Origin of the sequence: Photobacterium iliopiscarium (assembly GCF_003026395.1) — a bacterium.
GTDB lineage: Bacteria > Pseudomonadota > Gammaproteobacteria > Enterobacterales > Vibrionaceae > Photobacterium > Photobacterium iliopiscarium.
Window position 1 is genome coordinate 214,033 of record NZ_PYOO01000005.1, and the last position, 25,825, is coordinate 239,857.

Annotated in this window: 22 protein-coding genes; 7 read left to right on the forward strand and 15 right to left on the reverse strand. The window is 37.6% G+C overall.

Annotated elements, in window-relative coordinates:
• Positions 1-96 precede the first annotated feature (96 nt).
• Positions 97-1,116, reverse strand: coding sequence for an HAD family hydrolase (locus C9J51_RS10405; protein ID WP_232568400.1), 1,020 nt, complete (start codon positions 1,114-1,116; stop codon positions 97-99).
• 96 nt (positions 1,117-1,212) lie between these two features.
• On the reverse strand, positions 1,213-3,063 hold the full coding sequence (locus C9J51_RS10410; RefSeq protein WP_045040832.1) for a beta-ketoacyl synthase: 1,851 nt from the start codon (positions 3,061-3,063) through the stop codon (positions 1,213-1,215).
• A 164-nt stretch (positions 3,064-3,227) separates the two neighbouring features.
• Between C9J51_RS10410 and C9J51_RS10415 the strand changes: the two genes are divergently transcribed.
• Positions 3,228-4,208 (forward strand): GlxA family transcriptional regulator, encoded by a 981-nt coding sequence (locus C9J51_RS10415; protein WP_045036773.1) that lies wholly within the window; start codon positions 3,228-3,230, stop codon positions 4,206-4,208.
• An 81-nt stretch (positions 4,209-4,289) separates the two neighbouring features.
• On the opposite strand, the gene C9J51_RS10420 is transcribed toward C9J51_RS10415, so the two are convergent.
• Together C9J51_RS10420 and C9J51_RS10425 are read right to left on the reverse strand one after the other, a co-directional pair.
• Positions 4,290-4,571: a hypothetical protein gene (locus tag C9J51_RS10420; protein WP_045040831.1), complete on the reverse strand. Its 282-nt coding sequence runs from the start codon at positions 4,569-4,571 to the stop codon at positions 4,290-4,292.
• A 260-nt stretch (positions 4,572-4,831) separates the two neighbouring features.
• Positions 4,832-5,446, reverse strand: a complete 615-nt coding sequence (locus C9J51_RS10425) for a histidine phosphatase family protein (RefSeq protein WP_045036775.1) — start codon at positions 5,444-5,446, stop codon at positions 4,832-4,834.
• 442 nt (positions 5,447-5,888) lie between these two features.
• On the opposite strand from C9J51_RS10425, the gene C9J51_RS10430 reads away from it, so the two are divergent.
• Entirely contained in the window at positions 5,889-7,775 is a 1,887-nt protein-coding gene (locus C9J51_RS10430; RefSeq protein WP_045040830.1) for an FAD-dependent oxidoreductase, read from the forward strand.
• 123 nt (positions 7,776-7,898) lie between these two features.
• On the opposite strand, the gene C9J51_RS10435 is transcribed toward C9J51_RS10430, so the two are convergent.
• The 6 genes from C9J51_RS10435 to C9J51_RS10460 all read right to left on the reverse strand — a co-directional run bounded on the left by C9J51_RS10435 (position 7,899) and on the right by C9J51_RS10460 (position 13,852).
• Positions 7,899-10,457, reverse strand: coding sequence for an NHL repeat-containing protein (locus C9J51_RS10435; protein ID WP_107250013.1), 2,559 nt, complete (start codon positions 10,455-10,457; stop codon positions 7,899-7,901).
• A 401-nt stretch (positions 10,458-10,858) separates the two neighbouring features.
• Positions 10,859-11,149 carry a putative quinol monooxygenase gene (locus tag C9J51_RS10440; protein ID WP_045036777.1) on the reverse strand — a complete coding sequence of 97 codons (291 nt, stop codon included), beginning with the start codon at positions 11,147-11,149 and terminating at the stop codon, positions 10,859-10,861.
• A gap of 3 nt (positions 11,150-11,152) precedes the next feature.
• The gene (locus tag C9J51_RS10445) at positions 11,153-11,806 is read right to left on the reverse strand and encodes an oxygen-insensitive NAD(P)H-dependent nitroreductase NfsB (RefSeq protein ID WP_045036778.1); all 654 of its coding nucleotides are present in this window, start codon (positions 11,804-11,806) and stop codon (positions 11,153-11,155) included.
• A 130-nt stretch (positions 11,807-11,936) separates the two neighbouring features.
• Positions 11,937-12,788, reverse strand: coding sequence for a patatin-like phospholipase family protein (locus C9J51_RS10450; protein ID WP_107237295.1), 852 nt, complete (start codon positions 12,786-12,788; stop codon positions 11,937-11,939).
• A 229-nt stretch (positions 12,789-13,017) separates the two neighbouring features.
• Positions 13,018-13,275 (reverse strand): 4Fe-4S binding protein, encoded by a 258-nt coding sequence (locus tag C9J51_RS10455; RefSeq protein WP_045036780.1) that lies wholly within the window; start codon positions 13,273-13,275, stop codon positions 13,018-13,020.
• Complete coding sequence (locus C9J51_RS10460; protein ID WP_045040829.1) at positions 13,268-13,852, reverse strand: molecular chaperone TorD family protein; 585 nt, start codon at positions 13,850-13,852, stop codon at positions 13,268-13,270. Before C9J51_RS10460 ends, C9J51_RS10455 begins: the two co-directional genes overlap by 8 nt.
• A gap of 168 nt (positions 13,853-14,020) precedes the next feature.
• Here C9J51_RS10460 and C9J51_RS10465 point away from each other — a divergent pair, with 168 nt between their 5' ends.
• From C9J51_RS10465 to C9J51_RS10475, 3 genes are read left to right on the forward strand one after another with little or no spacing between them, the layout of a single operon-like run.
• Positions 14,021-16,465: a DmsA/YnfE/YnfF family dimethyl sulfoxide reductase gene (locus tag C9J51_RS10465; RefSeq protein ID WP_045040828.1), complete on the forward strand. Its 2,445-nt coding sequence runs from the start codon at positions 14,021-14,023 to the stop codon at positions 16,463-16,465.
• Positions 16,465-17,094, forward strand: a complete 630-nt coding sequence (locus tag C9J51_RS10470) for a DMSO/selenate family reductase complex B subunit (protein WP_045036783.1) — start codon at positions 16,465-16,467, stop codon at positions 17,092-17,094. Before C9J51_RS10465 ends, C9J51_RS10470 begins: the two co-directional genes overlap by 1 nt.
• Complete coding sequence (locus tag C9J51_RS10475) at positions 17,094-17,948, forward strand: dimethyl sulfoxide reductase anchor subunit family protein (RefSeq protein WP_045040827.1); 855 nt, start codon at positions 17,094-17,096, stop codon at positions 17,946-17,948. The genes C9J51_RS10470 and C9J51_RS10475 overlap by 1 nt, the downstream gene beginning before the upstream one ends.
• 96 nt (positions 17,949-18,044) lie before the next feature.
• Here the strand turns inward: C9J51_RS10475 and C9J51_RS10480 are convergent, their stop codons facing one another.
• The 3 genes from C9J51_RS10480 to C9J51_RS10490 form a co-directional block, all read right to left on the reverse strand.
• Positions 18,045-18,434: a DUF2541 family protein gene (locus tag C9J51_RS10480; protein ID WP_045040826.1), complete on the reverse strand. Its 390-nt coding sequence runs from the start codon at positions 18,432-18,434 to the stop codon at positions 18,045-18,047.
• A 277-nt stretch (positions 18,435-18,711) separates the two neighbouring features.
• Positions 18,712-19,017: a hypothetical protein gene (locus C9J51_RS10485; protein WP_045040825.1), complete on the reverse strand. Its 306-nt coding sequence runs from the start codon at positions 19,015-19,017 to the stop codon at positions 18,712-18,714.
• Between the two features lie 236 nt (positions 19,018-19,253).
• Positions 19,254-19,919, reverse strand: a complete 666-nt coding sequence (locus C9J51_RS10490; protein ID WP_244907466.1) for a YoaK family protein — start codon at positions 19,917-19,919, stop codon at positions 19,254-19,256.
• Positions 19,920-20,321: 402 nt separating this feature from the next.
• Between C9J51_RS10490 and C9J51_RS10495 the strand changes: the two genes are divergently transcribed.
• Positions 20,322-22,319 (forward strand): LTA synthase family protein, encoded by a 1,998-nt coding sequence (locus C9J51_RS10495; protein WP_181314815.1) that lies wholly within the window; start codon positions 20,322-20,324, stop codon positions 22,317-22,319.
• A 367-nt stretch (positions 22,320-22,686) separates the two neighbouring features.
• On the opposite strand, the gene C9J51_RS10505 is transcribed toward C9J51_RS10495, so the two are convergent.
• A complete protein-coding gene (locus C9J51_RS10505; protein WP_107275013.1) occupies positions 22,687-23,706 on the reverse strand; it encodes a transposase in 1,020 nt (339 codons plus the stop codon).
• Between the two features lie 250 nt (positions 23,707-23,956).
• On the opposite strand from C9J51_RS10505, the gene C9J51_RS10510 reads away from it, so the two are divergent.
• Entirely contained in the window at positions 23,957-24,808 is an 852-nt protein-coding gene (locus C9J51_RS10510; RefSeq protein WP_045040453.1) for a cysteine hydrolase family protein, read from the forward strand.
• A 120-nt stretch (positions 24,809-24,928) separates the two neighbouring features.
• Here the strand turns inward: C9J51_RS10510 and malG are convergent, their stop codons facing one another.
• Positions 24,929-25,819 carry a maltose ABC transporter permease MalG gene (gene malG, locus C9J51_RS10515; RefSeq protein ID WP_045040452.1) on the reverse strand — a complete coding sequence of 297 codons (891 nt, stop codon included), beginning with the start codon at positions 25,817-25,819 and terminating at the stop codon, positions 24,929-24,931.
• Positions 25,820-25,825: the final 6 nt, after the last annotated feature.

Consider the following 25,825-nt stretch of genomic DNA (forward strand, 5'->3'; position numbering starts at 1 on the left):
TTACCAATGCATATTAGCAATGTCGATTTGTCGTAACCATTAATAACAAATAATAGCGTATTAACACTAGCACGGTATTACATCGCTAAAATCTAACTATAATGTTCGACGTTCAGCTTTAGTCGGGAAAATTTGACACCAATCTTTCTTCATATCAACCACTTGCCACTGATGTTGTTTTGCTGCTTGCATCAATGCAGGGGTAAATTTACCTTCAAAAGAATCTGCACCATATTGCCATTCACGTTCGGCATCGGTGTGATGAATCAACATGCCTAAACTTGCGCCTTTTTGAGACGTTGTCCATGACAGCATCGCTTTATCACCCGTCGAGTTACCAACCGCGAGAATAGGACGCTTACCAATGATCGTCGCAATATTGATCGCCTTTTGTGGGCCGTCATCAATGTATACCAACTTATCATTCTTAATTAATCCACCGTCTTTATAAGTATAACCAAACGCAGTACCAATCACATTTTCAGCGGGAATATGATAAATAGCCTCACTCCATGGCTTGATAAATGCACCACCAGCACCGGTTACAATAAATACTTTAAACTGATGTGCGTGAAGATAATCAATCAACTCAATCATCGGTTGATAAACTAAATCTGTATATGGACGTTTAAAGCGTGGTGATTGGGCCGTTGAGAGCCAGTCTAAAACATCTTTACTATATTGCTCGGGCGTTAATCCTGCTTGTGACGTAGCTAAAATAGGCAGTAATGCCCCCCAACCTTTCGCGAAAATAGCTTTAGTATTGTTATCAAGTACCCACTTATACGGTGTTTCTGTTTTCCACTCAGGATGTTGTGCACTTTCATGCTTAATTTGGCTAAAGGCAAACAAAAACTGCGTATAAGTGGGTTTCTCAGGCCACAACGTTCCATCGTTATCGATAACGGCAATACGTGCACTGGGTTTTACAAAATCAGGATTTCCTACGGTTGTCACTTCATTGACAAACTGCGTGATCGCACTACGACTAGCACTGTTATTCCATAATGGCAGCACATCGCCATTATTTGAACATGTCGCGCTATAAGCAGACGTTGATACAGCAAGTAAACTGGCAACACCAATCCATATCGCTGCTATTTTTTTTCTAGTCACTAAACTATGATCCTTGTTGTTCTTTTTCATCGTAATAAAAAGCAGGTCATAAATAACCTGCTTTCTTATTTCTTATTTCTTATTTCTTATTTAATTCTAGTTGTAATCGGCGTAAGGATTAACATTACTTAATGCAATCGCATGTTCAAACTCAGACAATTTAATCGCATCAGGTGTAATGGTAACTGAATGCTCATCCATTACCGCTTCACCAAACTGATAACGAATGGTTTCTTGCCCTTGGCATGCGTTAGCATCATTACGTGTTGTTATCGCTTTAACAGCCTGATTACGCACCTGATAAGCCGCCATTGTATCATTGCCGTATTTCGCCGTTAACATTGCAACGGTTTGTTGCGGCGATAACACAAGTCCTGATGCATTATTACCACCAAAGCCTTTCGCATTAAGAATAACCGCTTTGTAATCTTGGCCACAATCACCCGCGAAAGTGTGCTCAGTAAGAATATTCAGATTTGAATTATGAACATCATCAGCAATATGATCAATGGTATTAATCGAAGGTAGCCAACCGTATTGCCATACGCCTAATGAAGCGACAAGCTGATCCCCAGCGGCTGCACTCATTGAATGACCGACATACGATTTAATCGCTGCGACAGGCCAGCTTTCAATACCAAATGTTTTAGCGACTTCATTAAGAATATGGCTTTCAGTCACGCGGTTTTGTGGTGTGCCTGTACCATGAGCTTGAACAAATGTTTGCTTTACGCCCTCTTCACCAAGGATCGCTTTTGCCAATGCCGCAGCTTTCGCAACGGTGACATAGTTACCCACACCAGGCGCTGAAATTGACTTTTTATTCGCATCAGCATTCACAAACACATCAGCCACAGAACCATAGATATTAGCTCCTAATTCAAGGGCCAATTCATCTTCCATTAACACCACAAATTGCGCTGATTCTGCCATGGTAAAGCCCGCATTTGACGAAAATGGACGACAAGCACGACGATTATCAACACGATCACTGCCATCAAGCGCTTTTAATTGCTCATCTTCAGCCAATGCGCCCATCACACGGAAGCCTTCCATTATTTCGGGAACAACTGGAGCTTCTGCATTACCGACAATCACAACTTTCGCTTTACCATGTTGAATATCGTGCATACCTTGACGTAAATTATATAGGAACGTCGCACACGCCCCCATATTTGTACCTGTTGCGCCAATACTGTTAATCACATAACCATTAATAAAGTCAGCAGGCATTTGTGCTAGCGATAACGCCATCATCTTGGAACTTACACGGCCGCCAGTAAGATGCGCTGCAATCATGCCACCTAGCGAGTTATCATCAATTTGTGCTAAACCACTGCCCGCATAGACTGACACTTGATCGGGTTTGATGTGGCGTAAAACGTCATCCCACTCAAAACCTAACGAGTTAAGTGCATCTGAAGCGCCATATATTGTGAGCGACAAACCACGCGGATGAAAACGAGAATTATATAATTTACTAGGATCAAAACCGGCAGGAATATTACCGCCACTAGAAACAGGAAAAGCAACTCGCCCCTCAACTAAGGCATCAAAATCACCCTTAACAGTAATAACGGCTTTTGCACCTTGAATATCAACCTGCCAGTTGCTTGGAATATGATTAGGTAATTTAGATTTACGTAAGGTAAATGTGATTTGATCATCTGCTGAATTGAGATTCGCTTTATATTGATATAACAGATTATCAGGATCAAACGAATCAATACGGCGTACACACGTACCCGCTTTAATTGCAGTAATAATATCATCAGTAATAGCGCCATCATCACTCAATCCCATTCGACGAGCGAGATCTTGCCATGTTGATTGCATTGTATCTTCAGATAGCACATCAGCAATCATAAGTTTGTAGCTATGAAAGCCAGAACTGCGACCAGCGGCATTGATGCCACCCAAACCAACAATTAGCGGTAATTTTGCCATTTTAATATCCTGAGATCGATTTAATACACCGTTTGAATCAGAATATCAGTATTAACCTGTGATTCACTCTATATTTGTGCCAAAATCACTGACATTTCAGCCAAAGGTGTGAAAACATTACAATGATGTGTGTTTTATGCACAATTATTGTCAGAGGTAGAATAATGAAAGTGGGTTTTATACTTTTTCATAGAGCATTAATTACGGGTATTTCATTAAGTGCTGAAATGTTAACCAGTGCCGCCAGTCTTCGTGATCGTAAAACTCAACGACAGTCCCCTTTTGATATTAAACTCATTGCTCCAACACTCACATCACCAAACTTAACCGCAGGTATTCGCATTCAGCCTGATATCACATTTGAAGACCCTGCAAATTTTGACATTATTATTGTGCCACCAATGTGGGGCAACCCAATATCTGCACTGTCAAAACACCCCGAAATACCACCTTGGTTAATTAAGCAATATCATAATGGCGCTCAAATTATTGCAACAGGCACTGGCGTGACTTGGCTGGCTGAAACGGGATTACTAAACCATCAAACGGCCACTACCCATTGGTATTTTTATGACAAATTCTCACAGCGTTATCCACAAATAAAACTTAACCGTAAAGCCTCTATTACGTCAGCTAACGGGCTTTATTGCACTGAAAGTATTAACTCACAAACAGAAATGGTGCTGTATTTAATCTCTAAATATTATGGGCAGAAAATCGCCAACACCATTGAAACCCATTATGGTCATGAAATCAGTAAATCGGGTCATCAACCTTTTTATGAAATTGGCGGTCAAGTGCAATTTGATGAATCAATCGCCCAAGCGCAAGATTGGATGCAGCGCTATATGTCGCAGCCATTAACCACCCAACAAATAGCACAACATTGTGAATTACCATTACGCAGCTTTAATCGTAAATTTAAAGATCAAGTCGGCCAAGCACCCCATCAATACCTACAAAAAATAAGAATGGAAACAGCCAAAGAATTATTGCGCGATTTTGGAATGTCATTATCTGATGTATCAGAACAGGTGGGATATAAAGATGCTTATCATTTTTCAACACGGTTTCAAAAAGAATTTGATATTACACCGTCACAATACCGCAATATGGTAAAAGCCAAAGCGTACAATGTTCAATAACCACAATTAAATAATAAAACAAAAACGCCTAACAATAATTGCTAGGCGTTCTTAGTATAATAAGTGCTTTTATGACAGCGATTAAAATTTTCGACTGGTCACATCTTCGCATTCACCATCAATCACATTTGATGTAGTTTGACGTTGCTGACGGAACACACTGTTCATGGTTTCATCTTGGCCAGCAAAACCTTCTGTAAAACTATTGTCTTGGTACTGCATACCTTCAGCTGCAAGTTTACGTTTAATAAATGGCTTCGCAATCATTGCTGCAATACCAAGAAACAATGCCATAATGGTAGCAAAAGAAACGGCAAATAAACCGATTACAACAGCAAAAAAACCAGTAAGTAAATTTCTCATGGACACGCCTCTCTAAAATCATATCAATCAGGCCATTAGGTTATCCTAACGTTTATCTTATACCTGATAAGTCTGCTTATTCTAATATCAATTCAATACTCTATATATCTATTTAGATAATAGCTTGCCATAAATGAACCAACTATGAACATAAGCATAAATTCGTTATGTTATTTATGTTTTATTATACTTTAGGCCGAAATGAAAGATAATTTTTATTTCTAGATAAAACGTTACTCTAAGTTTGCTGTTATAACGACTTATACGGCAACAGTGGCTACACTTTGAACATCACACTGAATACGACTAATTTTATCGTTAGCTAATAAGAAATAAGCATCTTGTGGTAAATCTTGAGAGAAGACTTCGTTGTAAGTCATGCCGACATAAACGCCACGAAATACAGCGCCAGTTAACCCATGGGAAACAACAATAACATTTTCAGGTACTGAAACATCAGCAAGAAAATCTTCAATACGATCTTTAACGGCATAATAGGATTCAGCATTTGGCGCCATTAAATACCAATCACGTTGTTCACAAAGACGTGGCTGTGTTGCTTTAATGTCCGGAATATATGCTTGTTCCCACTCACCTAAACAAAACTCTTGTAAGCGTGCATCAGGCACAATCTCACTCGCATCAATCCCTATTTGTTCCGCAACGATTGCAGCGGTTTGCATCGCACGGCCTAATGGACTTGAATAAATAGTCCACTGTCGCTTATTTGCTAATTTGTTTTTTAAAGATAAACCGATCGTCGTTGCTTGCTGTTGCCCTAAGTCCGTTAGGTCAGAATTACAATGTCCTTGTAAGCGTTGCTGTGCATTAAAAACTGTTTGACCATGACGTACTAGAAATATACTTTTTGACATTGTGCCCCCTTGCGTGAGCTTTAGGTTATACCATCAAAGCATTGCCAACAATAACAAACCTAAAAACAAACGGTAATAATTCAAATTTCTTATGATTACGCTCTTAATTTTTATTATAAATAAAATTCTTGGAAAAACATCACAAAGCAAACGATTACTTTTTTTAAGTATCTGATATAAAATAAAAAATAAAAAAAAACACCCGTGACGGCTCTCTTTATACCTCTAGAGCATCATGCTATGATGCCGTCCCTATTTAGCCAACGAACATATAACAGACGATTTAAGACGTCTAACCTCTGCTTTTTTTAAGCAATTATCATCTTTGGCTTATATGGATATAGCCTTTACGTAATTCATAAAATAATTAAAAATCACTGAGAATCACCAACAATACCAACACAGCCCTACTCTCAGTAGATAAAAAGAATAGAGACTATTAATGGTAAATATCATTATTGACGGTAACACATTCAAGGTGAATCAAAGTCTAACCTTGCTCAACGCTGCAGAAGAATGTGGCATTACTATTCCATCGCTATGTAAAATAGACGGTTTTCATCACAACTGTGATTTATGTGACGTTGAGGTTGAACATCATGGCACAGTAAAAGCCTGCCGTACCTATCCTACCGAAGGCATGGTCATTACAACAACATCGACCGCATTAATTCAACGTCGTAAACACGCTCTTGAACAGATTTTATCTGCACCCAATATCAGTTGCAGTGTGCCACCATGCCAAGTCGCTTGCCCAGCAGATGTTGATATTCAATCTTATCTCTATTTTATTGCCACCAATCAACCACAAAAAGCCATTGAAGTCATCAAAAAAACACTACCGATGCCATTGTCTATTGGTCGAGTGTGCCCCGCTTTTTGTGAAGCTAAATGTCAGCGTAAATTAGTAGATGGTTCAATTGCGATTCGACAAATAAAGCGCTATGCCGCAGATATTGATCTAGCATCGTTACATGCTTATACCCCAACAAAAAAATCCACTAAAACACAGCAGATTGCCATTGTTGGTGCAGGTCCTGGTGGATTAAGTTGTGGTTATTTCTTAAGTAATGAAGGTTACAACGTCACTATTTTTGAGTCAATGCCTCAAGCTGGCGGTTGGTTACGTTACGGCATTCCAGAATACCGCTTACCTAAAGCTATTTTAGATCAAGAAATTGACATCATGTGCCGTAATGGTATGACGATTGAAACCAATAAAAAGCTGGGTACAGATTTTACGTTATCATCATTACAACACAACTATGATGCCGTTTGTTTAGCCGTTGGTGCTTCACTCGCCAGTGAAATGAATTATCAAGGTACCGATCTTAATGGGCATTATCTTGGGGTCGACTTTTTAAAAGATCAAATGCTTGATAAACACTGCATCATTGGTAAAAAAGTGGCCGTTATCGGTGGCGGCAATACCGCGATTGACTGCGCACGAACAGCATTACGTTTAGGGGCACATACCACCCTTATCTATCGTCGTACCCGTGAAGAAATGCCCGCTGAATCATATGAAATTGAAGAAGCAGAACACGAAGGGGTTAACTTCTTATTTTTAACTAATCCTGTAGAAAATATTGCCGATGAAAATGGCCATATTTGCCAAGTAAAATTAGAAACCATGGCGCTTGGTAAACCTGACGCATCGGGTCGTTGTTCACCTAAAGCTACCGGTGAATATATCTATGCTGAATTTGATACCGTTATTGCTGCTGTCTCACAAAAAACAGATACGCGATTTTTAGATAACGATACAGTTAAATTACCTATCAACCGTTGGAATACGCTCGATACCGATGAACAGACAATGTATTCAGGCGTTGATAAGATTTTTGGTATTGGTGATTTTCGTCGAGGTCCTGCAACGGCTATTGAGGCGATTGCTGATGGACGTAAAGCAGCCCAAGCGATTGATGCACAATTTGGTGGCAACATGGAAAAACTCTACACCGAGTCATTCCGTGAACGCAATGTGACACGTGGGCATTTAATTCGCCCTGATCATGTCGACAAACTTAAAAACGTTATGCGTTCATTACTGTCAGATAATAATTCAACAGATATTGAAGTTCAACTTGAACATGCCTTAACACACGTTATGCGTAATCAAATGTCAGAGCTGCACGTACATGCTCGTCATTTAAGTTTTAATGAAGTGGAAAAAGGTTATAGCCATCAAGCAGCGATGAATGAAGCAAAACGTTGCCTAAGTTGTGGTTGTCATGATGGTAATGACTGTAAATTACGTCATTACGCGACCGATTATCATATTGATAAGCAATTGATCATCAGTGGATTACGTCCTATTAGTGCTTAATCCTATCTGAAATAAACATAAAAAAGCCACTATCCGTTGTTGATAAAGCGACAACTTCACGATAGTGGCTATTTTTACATTAATACTTTCGTCGTTATTATCTTAACAAATGACGTTAACGAATTACTTTAACGGTACTGGGTTTTCAGCAAAGTAACGTTCAACAATATTTATATCTGATGCGGGACGAGGCACACGCATATTGTGCGCAACACCATTGTAAAGATCTTCTCTTGGCGTTTTATAAAAACTATTAATATTATCGTCTAAATATGGCAATTCTTGACGACGAATCATCATTTGTTGGATATCTTGTGACATCCGTTGCATCCCAGTGGAATATGACGAAAAACTACTCGAATGGCTGCCCCAATGATGACCGAACTCGTGGCCTACAACGCCTATACCTGATTTGTAGTAATGAGCATAATAGTTCCAAGTATCAATACCTAAAACATCGCCACCACCCAAACCACCACCGATAGTTGTAACACCTAAACGAATACCACCACGTTCCATAAACTCTTTGAATATACGTTGGTAATCATCACTATTAAAATAGCCACCTGGCGCATAAACAGGGCCCGCATTACCATAAAACTCATGCTCACCGCCACCAATACTTTGCTTATAATTAAACCATAAATGTTCAAACTCAGGGCTGTTAATCACATAAGCAAAGTTAGCCATGATAATCATCCACTCACGCGCATAAACAGGCGTTATTTTCTCCCAATGACCATCTGCTCGAGAATATTTACCAAAACTTAAACTCCACTTCATACGGAAATCAGTGATCTTTTTAACAAATTCATCAGTTTCAGATGTTAAACGAATATCAAGTAAGTCACTTGGTAGATAACTAACATCACCAATACCATAGAAAGAAACGGATTGAGTTCCATCAGAAGTAGGATAAGCATAATTATCAACTACTTTTTGTTCTATCGTATATTGGTTAAAAGCAGGTAATTGATCGACAGAACCCAATGTTAACCAAGTATCACTGCCTTTAAACTGCGCTTCAACATTAAGATTTGATGTTTCTTGAGCGGCATAACTTGTCAGTGCCAAATGGGTCTTATCTTGTTTACCTGATAGTAAACGATTAATTCGTACGGAGTGATTTTCAGTGAGGCTTTCCCAACTCTCTCCATCAAATAATAATGGCGTTCTAACGACATTTTCAGCCATAAGATCAATAGCTGTCGGCGTTTCGCCAACAGTATTCGACAAGTGCATTTTTATTAATTCAATATCAGCCAATAATATTGTATTACCTTGTAGCATTGCTAATGTTTGATCTTCTGCTGCTAAATCAAAAGATGCTGTTAACGTCTTTTCTTTATTTTCAATTTGATCAAAATACTTAACCATGTTTTGATCTGCTACTGCGATATTTTCAGCATCATTAAAATGTAATTTACCCTTTGAATATACATTTAATTGACCATTTTTATCTGCTGTATAAACATCACCATTCTTTGTTTCATAAACATTACGTTTGAAATATGTTGTATATTTTGGTTCAACTAATTCAGTACTTTTTTCAAGATTCGCAATGTCATAAACATAAGTTGCTGTATTATCAAATGAAGCAATAAGTTCATTACCAACAACTTCTAATTTTATATTGCGTAATATATTATTACTTTCAGGCAGACTTAAAAATGCATGTTTTGACGCGCGCTTATGATTACTTTCCGTTGCATCACTTTGATTATAAACAGAAATTTTACCTGTAATATCTGCAACAAAAATATAATTATCATTTGCTGCAACAGCATAAGGATGCGTTAATGTCGTGTTGAATGTATTACCAGACCACGTACCGGTACCTAATGACATAATAATCTGATCGTCATTCTGTGTATCATAAATATCAACACGGTTTGACGATAATGACGCAACATATAAACGATTGTTATGCTCTGTAATATCACTGACTATACGGTATGTTTCCGCAACACCATTTTTAGTAAACCCTGTAATTGGCGTTAATGGTTGCTGAGTTTTCAAATCAAAACGATCAATACGAGAAAATGTACTGTTTGTATTACCGACATACACTTTATCATTAATCACTGCGATCGATTCAGGCGCAAAGTCGCGGGCTTGTTGATAACCAAAACTAGAGAAGTCGAGTTTTTTTGCCGAGCCTAAAAATTGGGTAATAGATAATTTCTCATTATCTTCAATAGCACATGATGCCGTTTCAATAACAAGGTGACTATCCCCGACTGGCGTGGCAATTAGATTATTAGGTGAATATTCAATTAAACAGCCATTACCATAATCATAATTACCAAATATTTTATTAACCATCACGATACCAAGATCGTACCAAGTCAATTCCCAGTCTGATCCTATAAAGTCAAACACATTTCTAAAACGCGTTTCATCAGTAAAAGTAGGTGTAGGAAAATCAAACTGAATATAATTATCATCATTAAGACGATAATTTATACCGTTAATGCTGATATTACGCTGACCATCAATAATAACTATATTATTTTCATCTTGAGCTAATAACCGAATTTGTTCTATTTTATCATTAACTTTATTATAAATAGTTTGAGATTCAGATTTAATATATTCATCAGAAGTAATATAGTTAGATGCAGATACGTTAATACTGAATAATGCTGCTGCAATCGATAGTACAATCACTTTTTTTTTCATACGCCTAGCCTCCATGTAATATTTGGCCAGTATGCATGTTGTTTTTTACTTTACAATATGATTTTTCTTCTTTATTTAAAATAGCCCTTTTTGATATATATATTTTATAATTAATTCTTTAAAAGAATATATAAATAACAACAAATGACCATAAGGAATTACTCACGCTAGACCTATATGATAAATTTATTTAATCAATAAGATAAAAATATAGGTTTTATATGTATCATTAATATTCCTACCTGCAATAAAAATTAATTTATTACATAATATTTAAAGGGAAAATAATGACTATTAAATATGGGTATGGGTATGGGTATGGGTATGGGTATGGGTATATTACAGCATGTTTTATAAAAAAATTGCCAGTAACTATTACATATACTGGCAATTATAATATATTAACCAACCAAATTCATTGGACGTAGTTTCACATATTCAAACAATTTGTATTCTTCAGCTGTTGTTAAAAAATTCTGAAAATGTGTACTTGCTAAATGCTCATCAAGGTGCGCTTGAGAAAGCCACACTTCTTGCATTACAAATAAACCCTCTACGTTTTGATCAGCAAATAACTGATAACTCTCACAGCCTTTCTCTAAATGTGTCGGTGCAATCAGCGATTCTAATAGTGCTTGTGCTTTTTCAAGACAATTAGGATTTGCTTTGATTTCTGCTAATAAATAAATCATGGGTTAACACTCCGTAAAAATTTTCGTATCAGACCAACGTGATTTTGGCACGTTAGCATTAAAATCATCAGCACTATGATAGCCAACAGGCACTATCACCAAACTGGTAAAACCTTGTGCGCTTAGATTAAATTCTTTATCTAAAACATCACGATCAAAACCTTCAATCGGCACGGCGTCAATGCCCATGGCTGCAACACCTAATAATAGTGAACCAATATTCAAGTACACTTGTTTTTGCATCCATTGATCTGCATCGCCTAGGGTTTTTCGATGTAAATCAACAAAGAAGTTACGTCCATCAACCATACGTTGTTTTGATTGTTCATTAGAAAAACGACCATCTTGCTGTTCAGACGCTAATAAGTCATTTAGATAGTCATCATTAATGGTTGTTTTTGAGCAAAAAACTAACACATGTGATGCATCTATTATTTTTGGCTTATTGAAGACATAAGGGCCTTCAGCCGATTTTGCTATACGCTGCTTGGCATCATCCGTTGCAGCAACGATAACATGCCAAGGTTGTGAATTCACACTAGAAGCACTTAGTCGAATCAACGCTTTAATTTGTTGTAATTGATCATCAGTTAGCTTACGAGAAGGATCAAAAACTTTGGTTGAATAGCGTTTGTTGGCAGCATCAACAATACTCATATTATTTTCCTAGTGCGGTATATTCGTTAAGTAGACACCATACTCTTTCATGATAAAAAGGAAAACCTATCTAACCACTCGATTTTCCAAACTCATATTGAATATCGAATAACACTCCGTCACACATCAATTAACTTAATGCTTGCTCATCATTGATCATCTTAAATCCAGCTTGACGCCCTAATTCATAGCCTGCATTTAGCTTATTTACATCGCGCGTTAACCGCTTAATCAAAAAATCTTTATTCGGTACAATCGCGGTAATACGACAATCAGCTGGAGGATTACGAATAAAATATAATGCCTTGTTATAGCGCGATTCTTTGGTGAGAAACTCTTGACCAAATACAGGGGTTGTTTTGAATATCTTACGCGTTAACCAAGGAACTTGATGACTATGGACAAAATTAGCCTGTGCATGGGATAAAATAACCGTAATATCACGCGCGCCACGACGATAAGCTTCAATAACAGGAATAGGATCAGCGATACCACCATCACTCATGGCAATACCATCCACTTTAGGGAAATTACGGTAAACAATGGGTAAAGCACATGTTGCTGTCATCAAACTTTGTAAGTTATCACGCTTCACTTCAATATAGTCAGCATCACCCGTAACGATATTTGTCGTTGTGGCAAATAGAGGGATCCCTTGGCTTTCATATTTATCAATTTCTAATGGTAAGTTATTAATACTTTCAGACCATAGCCAATCAATATCTATAAGATTGCCGCCTTTAGCAAAACGAAAATAATTAATAAATGACTTACTACGTGCATACTCTGTAATTACTTGATAATTGCGCTTATGGTTTTTACATAAGTAACCCATTAGCACCATTGATCCAGCAGACACACCAATCGTAAAATCAAATGGATTATAATTTTTTTCAAGAAAAGCATCTAAAACACCCGTGGCAAAAATACCACGCATCGCTCCACCTTCAACAACTAAAGCACGCTTAGGTGTATCATTCATAAACATTATCCTTATAAGTCATGAACCAATTACTATTTAATTGCATATAGAATTAGAATATCAATATAAGACTAATATTACTGCACACAACAACAGAAAAGCCCACTTTATATTGCATATTTAATTTTAATGATCATATTCCGAGTAAAAATCACAACGGTATATCTTATAAATACATCAGTTATTTCAACCTATAAAAACAAAGTACAGCAACATTTAACAATAAAAATCAATCAGTTATACTGATCGCATTAATAAAGCAAGCTCCAATGCATTGCTGACAAAGCGTACATTTTTCAGCATCAATACTAGGTTTCTTATCTACTTGCCAAAGTATTGCTTGTTCAGAACAAATATCAATACAACTTTCACAATAACCATAAAGATTATCGCACGTATTGCTAATAACCAATTGAGGTTTATTCACTGGTGGTCGTGCAAATTGAGTAAATAATTGACGCCGACTATATTGCTTTGATTCACGCATTAAAATAGAGCTTACTCGGTATAATTTCAGCATTAAACTCTTGCGCAAGAGCCATAATAAATGCTTGACCTAACTCAGCTAATTCCCTGTAAGCGCCAACAGGTGCGGCTTGTTGAAGTAAGGTCAAATAATGTGGAGCCCAAGGTAATAAATGTATTGATAACAACTCAGTGACAGCATCAAATTTATTATCTTCAATTAAACTGGCGATCACCATTAACATCAACCCAAATTGATCTTCAGGTTCATTATGATTAACTTCAAACTTAATGCCGTATTGCTGTAAAAATTGTCGAAAATGAAGCGTTGAATCACCAAAAACTACCGATTCTTTATCTAAATACACCGATCCCCACGGTGGTGCTTTCATCTCTCCTACCCCCGTGAATAATTCATCATGCCACACAGATAAAGTATGGGGATCCGTTGCCGAAATTGCTGCTGTCGTGGTGTCGAACTGAGTAAAACCCGAGTGGTCCAGTTTTAATATTGCATTAATACCTACCGTTTCATATTGGCTTGGATGGTAATAAAACAACCCTCCAATAACTCGACTCAATATTTTTATATTTTCCATATCTCTACAAATGAACATCATTTCTCATAGTCTATTAATTTATACCATTAACCCAATAATGCTTTGAAACTATCTTACATATATTGACGTAAAACAATAAATGATAATTTTATCAAGGCATACTTTTGTCCCTCATAAAACAAAAAAGCAATATCTTAAGGATGTAATGTGACAGATTTAAAAAAGCCACTTAGCGTCAGTCGTCGTAGCGTGCTAAAAAGTGGTTATTTATTAGCAGCCGCAGCTGGAGGAATGTCCCTACCATTCACCAGCGTTAAAGCGATTGCTAAAGAAACCCCAACAAAGCCCGATGAGAAAATCGTTTGGTCATCATGTACGGTGAACTGTGGTTCTCGCTGTCCTTTACGTATGCATGTCGTTGATGGTGAGATAAAATATGTTGAAACGGATAACACAGGTGATGATGTTTTCAACCATTCTCACCAAGTCCGTGCCTGTCTACGTGGCCGTTCAATGCGTCGTCGTATCTACAATCCTGATCGCCTTAAATACCCATTAAAACGTATCGGTAAACGTGGTGAAGGTAAGTTTCAACGTATTAGTTGGGATGAAGCATTCGATATTATTGGCAATAGCTTAAAGCACACCATCAAAGAATATGGTAATGATGCGGTTTATCTTAACTACGGTACAGGCACACTTGGTGGCACTGTGACGAAAAGTTGGGATCCATCTAGCACGCTAATTGCACGAATGATGAACCTTTGTGGTGGTTACCTAAACCATTATGGTGACTACTCAGCTGCCAATATTGAGCGTATGAGTGACTTCTTCTACGGCTCATTTATTGATAACAATAGTATTGATGATGTTCAAAACGCTGATTTGTGCATTATGTTTGGTAATAATCCAGCAGAAACACGCATGTCTGGCGGCGGTCAAGTTCACAGTTTTGTTGATGGTCAAAAAATCCATCACACTCGCACAATTTGCATTGACCCCCGTTATACAGATACCGCTGGCGGCCGTGAAGATCAATGGATTCCAATTAAGCATGGTACAGATGCCGCATTATGTGCCGCTATCGCCCATGTATTAATCATTGAAAATAAAGTCGATCAAACTTTCCTTGATAAATATTGTGTTGGTTATGATGCTAAAACATTACCAGCATCAGCGCCTAAAAATGGCAGTTACAAAGATTATATTATCGGCAATGGCGATGATAAAACACCAAAGACACCTCAATGGGCTGCCCCTATTACAGGTATTCCTGCTGACATTATCATTAAATTAGCGCGTGAAATTGGTAACTCAAACCGCACTTACATTACCCAAGGTTGGGGATTACAACGTTCAGCTAATGGTGAACAAGCTTGTAAAGCGATCATGATGTTGTCACTTCTACGTGGTCAGGTGGGCCTTCAAGGTGGTGGTACCGGTGCACGAGAAGGTAATCATAGCTACCCATTTGTACGTTTCCCTAAAGTAGCAAACCCAATAAAAGCGTCAATTCCGATGTTCTTATGGACTGATGCTATTTTCCGTGCTCATGAAATGACCGATAAAACAGATGGTCTATTAGGCGCAGAAAAACTCAATAATCCAATTAAATTCATCTGGAATTATGCTGGTAACTGTTTGATAAACCAGCATTCAGACATCAACCGTACTCATGATATTCTACAAGATGAAAAAGCTTGTGAGATGATCGTTGTTATCGATAACCACATGACATCATCCGCTAAATATGCAGATATTGTTCTGCCTGACTGTACTACATCAGAACAATCAGACTTCTGTATGGACGGTGCTGCGGCATCTATGCCTTATTTCATCTTCGCTAGCCAAGCCATTAAACCCCGTTTTGAATGTAAGCCAATCTACGACATTATGTCTGGTGTGGCTAAGCGTATGGGTGTTGAAAAAGCCTTTACCGAAGGACGTACTCAAGAGCAATGGTTACAGTGGATGTATGCTGAAACTGTTAAGCAAAATAATGACGCAAATTTACCTGATTACGACACAATGCGTAAACAAGGGATCTATAAGAAACAATTTGATCGTCCGTATGTGCCTTATGAAGACTTCCGTGCTGATCCTATTGCGAATCCACTCTCAACACCATCAGGGAAAATTGAAATCTATTCCGAGCAGCTAGCGGTTATCGCAAAAGAATGGACCCTAGGTGACGATGAGAAAATTACACCGATCGCTGAATATCACTCAACGTTTAATGGTTGGGATTCAAAAGATCGTGAGCAATTCCCACTGCAATTAACCGGATTCCACTACAAAGCTCGTGCCCATTCAACTTACGCTAACGTTGATATTTTAAAGACCGCTGCACCACAAGAGTTATGGATGAACCCTATTGATGCGACGGCTCGTGGCATTAAAAATGGTGATCTCGTTAGTGTGCGCAGTAAACAAGGTGAAATGAATGTTCGCGTAAAAGTGACGCCTCGTATCATGCCCCATGTTACCGCTCTTGGCGAAGGCGCTTGGTATTCACCGAATAGTAAAGGTGTCGATCAGGCTGGTTCAATTAATGTATTAACCACCAGCCGTCCAAGCCCGTTGGCGAAATCTAATCCATCTCACACCAACCTTGTTGAAGTGAAACTTGTGAAAAGCATGGGAGTTGCGTAATGACACCGAAAAAACAATACGGCTTTTACATCGATTCAAGTAAATGTACTGGCTGCAAAACGTGTCAATTATCATGTAAAGATAATAAAGATTTAGGGATTGATCGTAACTTTCGTCGAATCTATGAATACGTAGGCGGTAACTGGACAGAAAATCATGGCGTATTCCGTCAAGATGTCTTCTCTTACTACCTTTCAATTTCATGTAATCACTGTGATGATCCTGCTTGTACAAAAGTATGTCCATCAGGTGCGATGCATAAACGTGAAGAAGATGGCTTAGTTGTCGTTAATGAAGATGTTTGTATTGGCTGTAAATATTGCCATATGGCGTGCCCTTATGGTGCACCGCAATATAGCGAAGAAAAAGGCCATATGACCAAGTGTGATGGTTGTTTTGAACGCGTCGCAGAAGGCTTAATGCCTATCTGTGTCGATAGTTGTCCATTACGCGCAATTGAATTTGGCGAGATCAGTGAATTACGTAAAAAATACGGCACTAACGCTAATTGTGCACCATTACCTGATTCAAATATTACCCATCCAAACTTAATCATTAAGCTAAATCCAAATGGTAAGCCCGTTAATGATACCAGTGGATTTCTACAAAACCCTCGGGAGGTAAAATAATGTTATATCCTGAATTACCTTTAGTCGTGTTTACTGTTCTGGCACAAACCGCTGTTGGTGGCTATATCACTATGGCTGGCCGTTTATCTCAAATGGACTCAATAGCAAAGCAGCGTCAACCGCTTGTGCTTAGTATGTTTATTTTATGGGCATTTATGGCAATAGGTTTTGCTGCATCAACCATGCACCTTGGTAGTCCTTTACGTGCATTTAATGCGTTAAACCGTGTCGGTTATTCCGGTTTATCTAACGAGATCCTAACCGGTAGCTTGTTCTTTGCTTTAGGCGGCATTTATTGGCTTGCTGAACTGTTTAAAATTGCAAATGCGCATCTATTAAAAATCGCCCGTCTGGTTGTCAGTATTGCTGGCGTTATTTTTATGGCGGCGATGATCAAAGTCTATCTGATCAATACGGTTCCGGTGTGGGATAGCAGTTTCACTTACGTCGAGTTTATTGGCACCGTATTAATGTCCGGTGTGTTACTCGGTTACGTGCTATTGAACCTAACGGGGGCAACAACCCCAACATTAAACGCTAAATTAGCTACATTTGGTGTCGTTATTATTTCACTTCATCTTGTGATAACAGCTTGGCAATTAGTGAATATCGCTGAAATAACAACATCAATTCAGACGGGTGCTGAACATTTAGCTATTTATTCAGGGTCAATTATTACCCGTTTACTGTTGCTTGTTATTGCGGGTGGCTTATGGTTATTCTCTGCATTTAAATCATCACAGACAACATCGGTTACAGCCTTAAGTGGCCTTGCTTTTGTGATTATGTTTGCAGCAGAAATCATCGGACGCGGGGTGTTTTACGGCTTACACTTCACCGTTGGGCTATTATAATTTAATCGATTATATCAGGTCTAAAACACCTAAATAAAAACAACGCCATATTGTCTCATCTTTTGTTATATAGATAAGACATATGGCGTTTTTTAGTTAATCTTTTTGACGACCGTAAACTTTAACGCCAGCACGCGTACCGTCAGAATTACCGTACACTTCTAGTTTCTTCACACAACGCTTGTATGAAAATTTACGCCAGCTCGTTTCTTGATTTTTCTTCAGATCACGATAAAAAGAAATATTACGCGTTTCACCATTTCTAAACGTTACTTTAATGCGCTCAAGGTGTAAGTTTCGTTCTGCTTTCACTTTTATCGCGTTGGTATTACGGCACACGACTAATGGAATTTTTGCACCATGCTCGCCATGTTTAAGTAAAATAGTACGACCAAGTGTAATCTGGTCATAAGCCTGCGCAGCTGACATGTTGCCAAAAAAACTTAAAGTAACGAATAAATAAGGAACCGCTTTTTTTATATTCATGATCTAATTAAATAAAGGAACGAGAAATGGCCGCTATCGTAGCGTAAATTCACAAAAAAACGAGTCAACAATCATAAATAAAATAAAGCAACGATCACACATTGCTATTATCAATATTCAATAATGCGTCAATATCAACAATAAAAAATAACCACTATGCATTTTCATCATTAATTGACCATATAGAAAACAATAACTTCACTTATTTAACAAATTAAACGTATTTTAGTTTATAAAAAAACGATGAGTCATGTGATAACTCATCGCTATTATTAGCCTATTTTAAAGCTGTTGTTTTGTTATTTAAATATGATTTAACAACTCGAAAACTCGCCGCAAAAGTAAGCCCTGCGGTAATAAGTGGAAAGACAAACATCAACGGTTTTAACGTTGTCATTATAGCCATAGCTGGCTCTGTTGTCGGTTGATAAAGTGGAACGTAGTAGATAATGCTATAACTTAAACATAATGTTATGACTAAAAAAACAGTTGCAACAATCACACCAAATACCCATGATTTATCCGTTAATTGAGCAAACATGGCTCCATAACGCTCAGCACTTAATTTACTTATCCCTGCCAATTTGATCATCCTTGTAAAATTAGTTAGTTTCGGTATAACGTAACAATGTTTTGAGATTTTAACTCACCATATCACCATTAATTAATGTTACCAATCCAATTACAATCGATTTATATATTAAACAAAAACGACACTGTGATTAATCCCATAAAATCACACTCTTCTTGATTAATGACTCAACCACAAAGAAGACTAATAAAGAGTATGTAGCAGTGATTTAACATTCTCATTATGTGTCAATCATCATTCGTTAGTTCCTTTAACCAAAATAATAATCCCGCAATACATAAGCACAAAATGATCGGCACAACTAACGCGTAACTTAATGATACTACCATTAACTCACTACCTACAATTGCACCAATAAAAATGGACAGCCATAAACTAATTTGTTTAATAAAAACTTTTTTATCGCCTTGGCCTAATAACAACATTGCTAACTCTCGTCCTGTATTAGCGAGAAAAGCCGTCGCAAACGTTAATGGCATCGCCTTATTAATCGTAATTCTTAATGCAATATTTTGTAATCCCATCGCAAATGCCAGCACAAAGTTAGTTGCCATCGGTATGGTAATCTGTTCAATAAAAATAGCGCTGCATAATAATATAGATACCGCACTCATCACCAACCAGCGATAATTTTTCCTTTGTAATACAGCAATCATTTCACCAACAGTGATTCCTGTGACAAACAGCAAGATCACACCAATATAAGGCAACGATTGATGATATTGATGACTGGAAAGTAACATCGCCACGTGCGTTGTATTACCACTCATAAAAGAGACAAATAAACCGTTTTTAAGATGTATAAAGCCAATTGCATCAACAATACCGGCGACAAACAACAACATAAAAGGCATCGCTGCTAGAACAGCAGACTTAATGACGGATAGATTCAATGGCTTATAACATTAGCAATGATAACAATGTGTTAAGTATTACATTAATTTTGAAAATTTAACATACTATTAAATCGCAATCTAACACAGTAAGAATCGTCAGTTGTTCATCCATCACTATTTTATTCATCCGAAAATAAAAACCATCCAGAAATTAACTCATTTGAAAACATGTATATTTCATATTAAAGATTAAGCACTCAACATCAACCTAATTAATAATCACACAGCATATTTGATTAAATATACGCCACATAAAAGATAGAAATACAGCCAAAAAATTATAAAAACAGGTATATTTGCTATTTTTTTGTGATTTTTTAACATAAATTGAAACTTTTTCCGAAACTAACCATCAAATCTACATTTGAAACAAAACTAAATTATTTAAGTAGTTAATTTATGGATTTTTTTATCCTGCTAGATCCAATTAAAAAAATAACTGGCGTAATGTTCCCTATTCTCATGTTTTTTATTGTAGGCATTGTTATATTAACACTTTCACGTCTCTTTTTATGTCTCTGGCAAAAAGAGCGAGTTTCTAATGCTCATGGTTGGAAGATAATTTTCAGCTCTGGGTTGAGAATGGATATTGTGAGTATGTGCTACTTGGTCATCGTACCTTGTCTTATCACACCGCTTGTCGTTGGCATCCCTTATTTAAATCAAATTTGGTTAACAATACTTTCATTATGGATCACTTGCGGGTTATGGCTGCTCGTTTATATGGAAGCAGCAACTCCTTTTTTCATTAAAGAATATGATGTACGTCCAAACCGTCTATTTGTCGAATATCTTATCTATCCAAAAGAAGTCATGAGCATGATGTGGAGTGGGTATAAACTTGAGTTAGCGCTTGGTTTAATCATTTCACTAACAACACTTTATTTTGGCTGGATTTTTTCAAATTACCTTATTCAAGACCTTAACGCTCCTAACTGGTATTGGCGTCCTGTTATCGCTCTGAGTACGGTGGCACTGTGTGTATTAGGTGCACGCTCAACATTAGGTCACCGCGCGATTAATCCATCGATGATTGCATTTTCACATGATAACCTAATGAATGATTTTCCATTAAATTCAACGTATTCAGTTCTGTATGCAATGAAACTAATGCGCAAAATAGTTGACTCATCCACTATTTATCCCCCAATGGAAAAAGAAGATATTATTCAGACTATGCAGGAAAATAGTCAATTACCCGCAGACGCTTTCAGTTATCAGCCACTACCAACACTTGCCTACCACAAAGCAAGTAATACAGGTAAACGCAAAAACATCGTTATTTTGCTACAAGAAAGTCTTGGGGCACGTTTTGTCGGCGGCCTAGGCGGTTTACCTCTCACGCCAAATCTTGATCAATTAATGCAAGAAAGTTGGAATCTCACTCGATTATATGCAACGGGAACACGTTCAATCCGAGGTATTGAAGCGGTTACTACTGGATTTTTCCCAACACCTGCAAATGCCGTTGTAAAATTACCTAAAAGCCAAAATAATTTTTATTCGATGGCTCAAACGCTTAAAAATGAAAATTACCATACTCAATTCATCTATGCTGGCGAAAGTCATTTTGACAATATGAAAGGCTTTATGCTGGGTAATGGCTTTGTTGATATTCAAGATTTGCCCACATTTCATAATCCAGAATTTATTGGATCATGGGGCGCGTGTGATGAAGATCTTTACACTAAAGCACACCAACAATTTAGTATGCTTTCTCAACAAGATAAGCCCTTTTTTAGCTTAGTCTTCACAACAACAAATCATTCACCTTATGATTACCCACAAGGTAAAATAGAACCTTATAATCAACCAGCAACCACGCGAGAAAATACCGTTAAATATTCAGATTACGCGCTGGGTAAATTTCTAGAGCAGGCTAAAAAATCAGATTATTGGGACGATACTATTTTTGTACTGGTCGCGGATCATGATTCGCGTGCTTATGGTGATCAAATAGTTCCAATAGACTGCTTCCATATTCCTGCCGTCATTTTTGGTGGTGGTATATCTGCATGTGAGGATAATCAATTAGCCAGTCAACTTGATTTACCGCCAACATTATTGTCAATGGCTGGTATTAGTGCTTATCACCCGATGATGGGAAATGATCTCAGCAAAGAAGTAGAACAACACAAACAAAGAGCCATCATGCAATACCACAATAACTTTGCGTGGCTAAATAGAGATAATCATGCTGTCGTCTTTCAGCCAAACAAAGACGTAATGACTTTTCACTATGAACCGACAACTCATGCATTAATACCCACTAAATTACCCAACAGCGAAGTAAAAACAGCAAATGCATTCGCGTTATGGGGTAGCTTGTCTTATAAACAAGATTTCTATCAATGGGATAAAATAACGACGGCACAAGCTAACAATATTCAGGATTAATCTTCTCGCCTCTTAGTTTCTAATTGATAGAAATTAAGAGGCTTTTTTTGCCGAAAAAGAGCACAAAAAAAGCACAAAGGCAAGAGCACAAAGGACAGCCATGTCTTTTTAAAATCACAGCTCAACTGCTTAAATAAAAGACATTCATTGTCAAATTGAGGAGCAAATTGAGGACAGCCATATATTTCTAACATAAAAACCACTACACACTGAGACAATAACAACCACATACCATTTACTTCGGTTTTGAATGTGAAAAAACCAGTCTCACAACAATAAAACATCTTCTTTCCTGTTTAACAAGATCGCCAAATTCCACAATAAACGGTTATTGCGGTGATAGGCCTCTGCAATCACAAAAAGAAATTTAGTGAGGGTGTAATCTTTGACTAGCGACCTTACCTTTACACCAACGACCACCAAAATGCTGTTGAAACGAACACATTCGCGACCATTTACCACTCACATTAGTATAGTGCTCCATAAAGTCATTACTATTATCTAACCACGCTTCTGCATTAACCCCAATTTGTTGTAACAGTTTAGGTTGAGTGGCAGGAATAAAGCCTTTTTTATCATCGCGAATACTACGTCCACTCCAATCAATCAGCTCTAAATAATCAGCAAAATCAAACTGAATCCCCGCCTGTTTATCCTGATGCTCAGCGCCAACAAAAGGCAATAATCCAATTTTAGGTAGTTTAATTGATGATGAATTTAAGGTTGATTTTTTTGCTATAGACGTTTGATGGCATTCTGCTATTCGTTGCTGAATTGAAGTAAAATCAGAGTCGTGCAACGATGTTGTAAGTCCGGCTCTAATCGGATTTAAATCAACGTACATCATACAAGAGAGTAATGCTTGTTCATCTAACAACGCTTGAGATTTAAAACGCCCTTCCCAAAAAGCACCAGTACAATCATCTTCTTTGTTGGCTTTTCGCGCAATTTCTTCATTTAAACACCGCATAAACCAGCTAATACTGCCTAATCGTGACTGCCATTCTGCAACCAATGTTGATAACGCTTGTTTCTTATCTGCACCAACATCACCATTATTAACAAAATCTACCGCAATAGGATGACCATTAAATAACTGTAACCAACGCGAAATGACCTCTTGAGGTGATAGCGCCTGTTGTTGCTGTATATCGATCTTTAAGACTAAATGATAATGATTATTCATGACGGCATAAGCGCAAACATCAATACAAAACACCTCAGACAATTGCTTGATTTTATTCACGATCCAACCACGTCGATGTTGGTAATTTTTACCACTATACGGATCATCACCACACAAATAAGCCCGCCGAACACAGCGATTAATAATATGATAATACGGAGTAATTTGAGGTTCGATCAATTTACGTCTTGAGACTGTCATTTCTTCCACCATAAGCAATACGAGGCTTAAGTGTAGTAGCTTATCGAAAGTCTGCAATGTTTTGGCTGTCCCGTGTAATGCCCCGTATTTCCTTTATGGCTGTCCCAATTCTTCCAATTCTTTTGAAGACGTTTTAGATAGTCATCTTATTTCTTTTCAATTAACGTTCACCCACGTATATTTATTCCACTTTTTTTACCATGCTGTCACTCGATTCAGATCAACACCTCAAAGCATAAAGGAGTATGCAATGCATCAAACAATAACATCATTACTTATCATTGATCCTCAATACGACTTTTATGATGTACCATTAAATGAGCAACTCACTTTAGGTGCACCACCAAATACGATTTCTCCCTCTCTTCCTGTTCCTCATTCATGGGAAGATGCTCAACGACTTGCTACATTTATTAATAATCAACAAAATAAAATCAACAATATCGTTGTAACCCTTGATAGCCACCATGAATACGATATTGCTCACACGATTTATTGGCAGAATAAATATGGTCAACATCCTGCGCCGTTTACGCTTATTAGCCATCAGAATATTGTTGATGGCTTATGGCAACCGACCAATTTAGAGCACCTTGGTCACGTACTTGAATATACTCAGTTCCTTGAGCAAACAGGTAAATACAGCCTGATTATTTGGCCAACACACTGTATTATCAATTCAATAGGACATACGATTGTTGCCCCAATTCAAACCGCTATTGATGCTTGGGAAAAACAAACAGCCCTTTCACGCTACACCATCTCTAAAGGTGAAAACCCACATACTGAGCACTATGGTGGTTGTGAAGCTGAATACCCACTGCACAATGATATAAAGACTCAGTTTGATCCCCAATTAACGGCATTAGTCATACAGAGCGATCGCGTCTTTATCTCAGGACAGGCCCTATCTCACTGCGTCGCAAGCACTGTTGAACAAATGGTCGATAAACTACCACTTACTGACATTCATAAATTAACCCTCCTTATTGATACCACCAGCCCTGTCGCAGGCTTTGAACAACAAGCAAAAGTCTTTATTGAAAAGATGGAGATTTTAGGTATCAACATTGCTAACACAACGGATATTATGGCGGGTTAACCATAGTAACGTTACTATGGTTAAATATTCGATAAAAAATCCGAGAATATGAACATTCTCGGATTTTTAGATAGACTAATTAGAACGACTTAATCGTAATACTCTGGTTTGATTACAGAGTTAACCTTTTACACCACCAGAAGTTAATCCACCAACAAGGAATTTCTGCGAGAGTAAAAATACAATCGTAATAGGTAATGCCGAAAGTACCGCTGCGGCCGCAAAATCACCCCATAAGTAGTTTTGAGGATATAAGTATTGCTGCATACCAACCGCCAAGGTGTAATTATTCACATCTGATAGTAATGTTGACGCAACAGGTACTTCTGTTACAACACCAATAAACGAAAGAATAAAGACAACCGCGAGAATTGGTACTGATAATGGTAATAATACTAATCTAAATGCTTGCCATGGTGTCGCACCATCTAATGCTGCCGCTTCTTCTAATGAACGATCAATAGTTTCAAAGTAACCTTTAATCGTCCAAACATGTAAAGCAATACCGCCTAAATATGCAAATATTAATCCACCATGTGTATTTAAACCAAGGAATGGAATGTATTGTCCTAATCGATCAAACAATGCATACAACGCCACCAATGCCAATACTGCTGGGAACATTTGGAAGACCATCATTCCCTTTAAAATGTTTTCTTTACCTTTAAAACGTAATCGAGCAAAGGCATAAGCACTGGTTGTCGACATTGCAACAATTAACACAGATGTTATCGTTGCAACCTTAATCGTATTCCATAACCATAATAATACTGGAAATGGAGGTGGCGTTACCGAGCCATCAGCATTCTCAACCGCAAAGCCTAATGCTAATTTCCAATGATCTAATGTTGGATTACTGGGAATTAATTCACCCCCAGAAAAATTACCTTCACGAAACGAGATTGCAATAATCATCAATAACGGAAAAATAGTAATTGCCAAAAAAAGCCATAACACTGCATGTGTTGCCCATAACCGATATTTTAATGATTTAGGTTGAACTATTGCCATGACCGA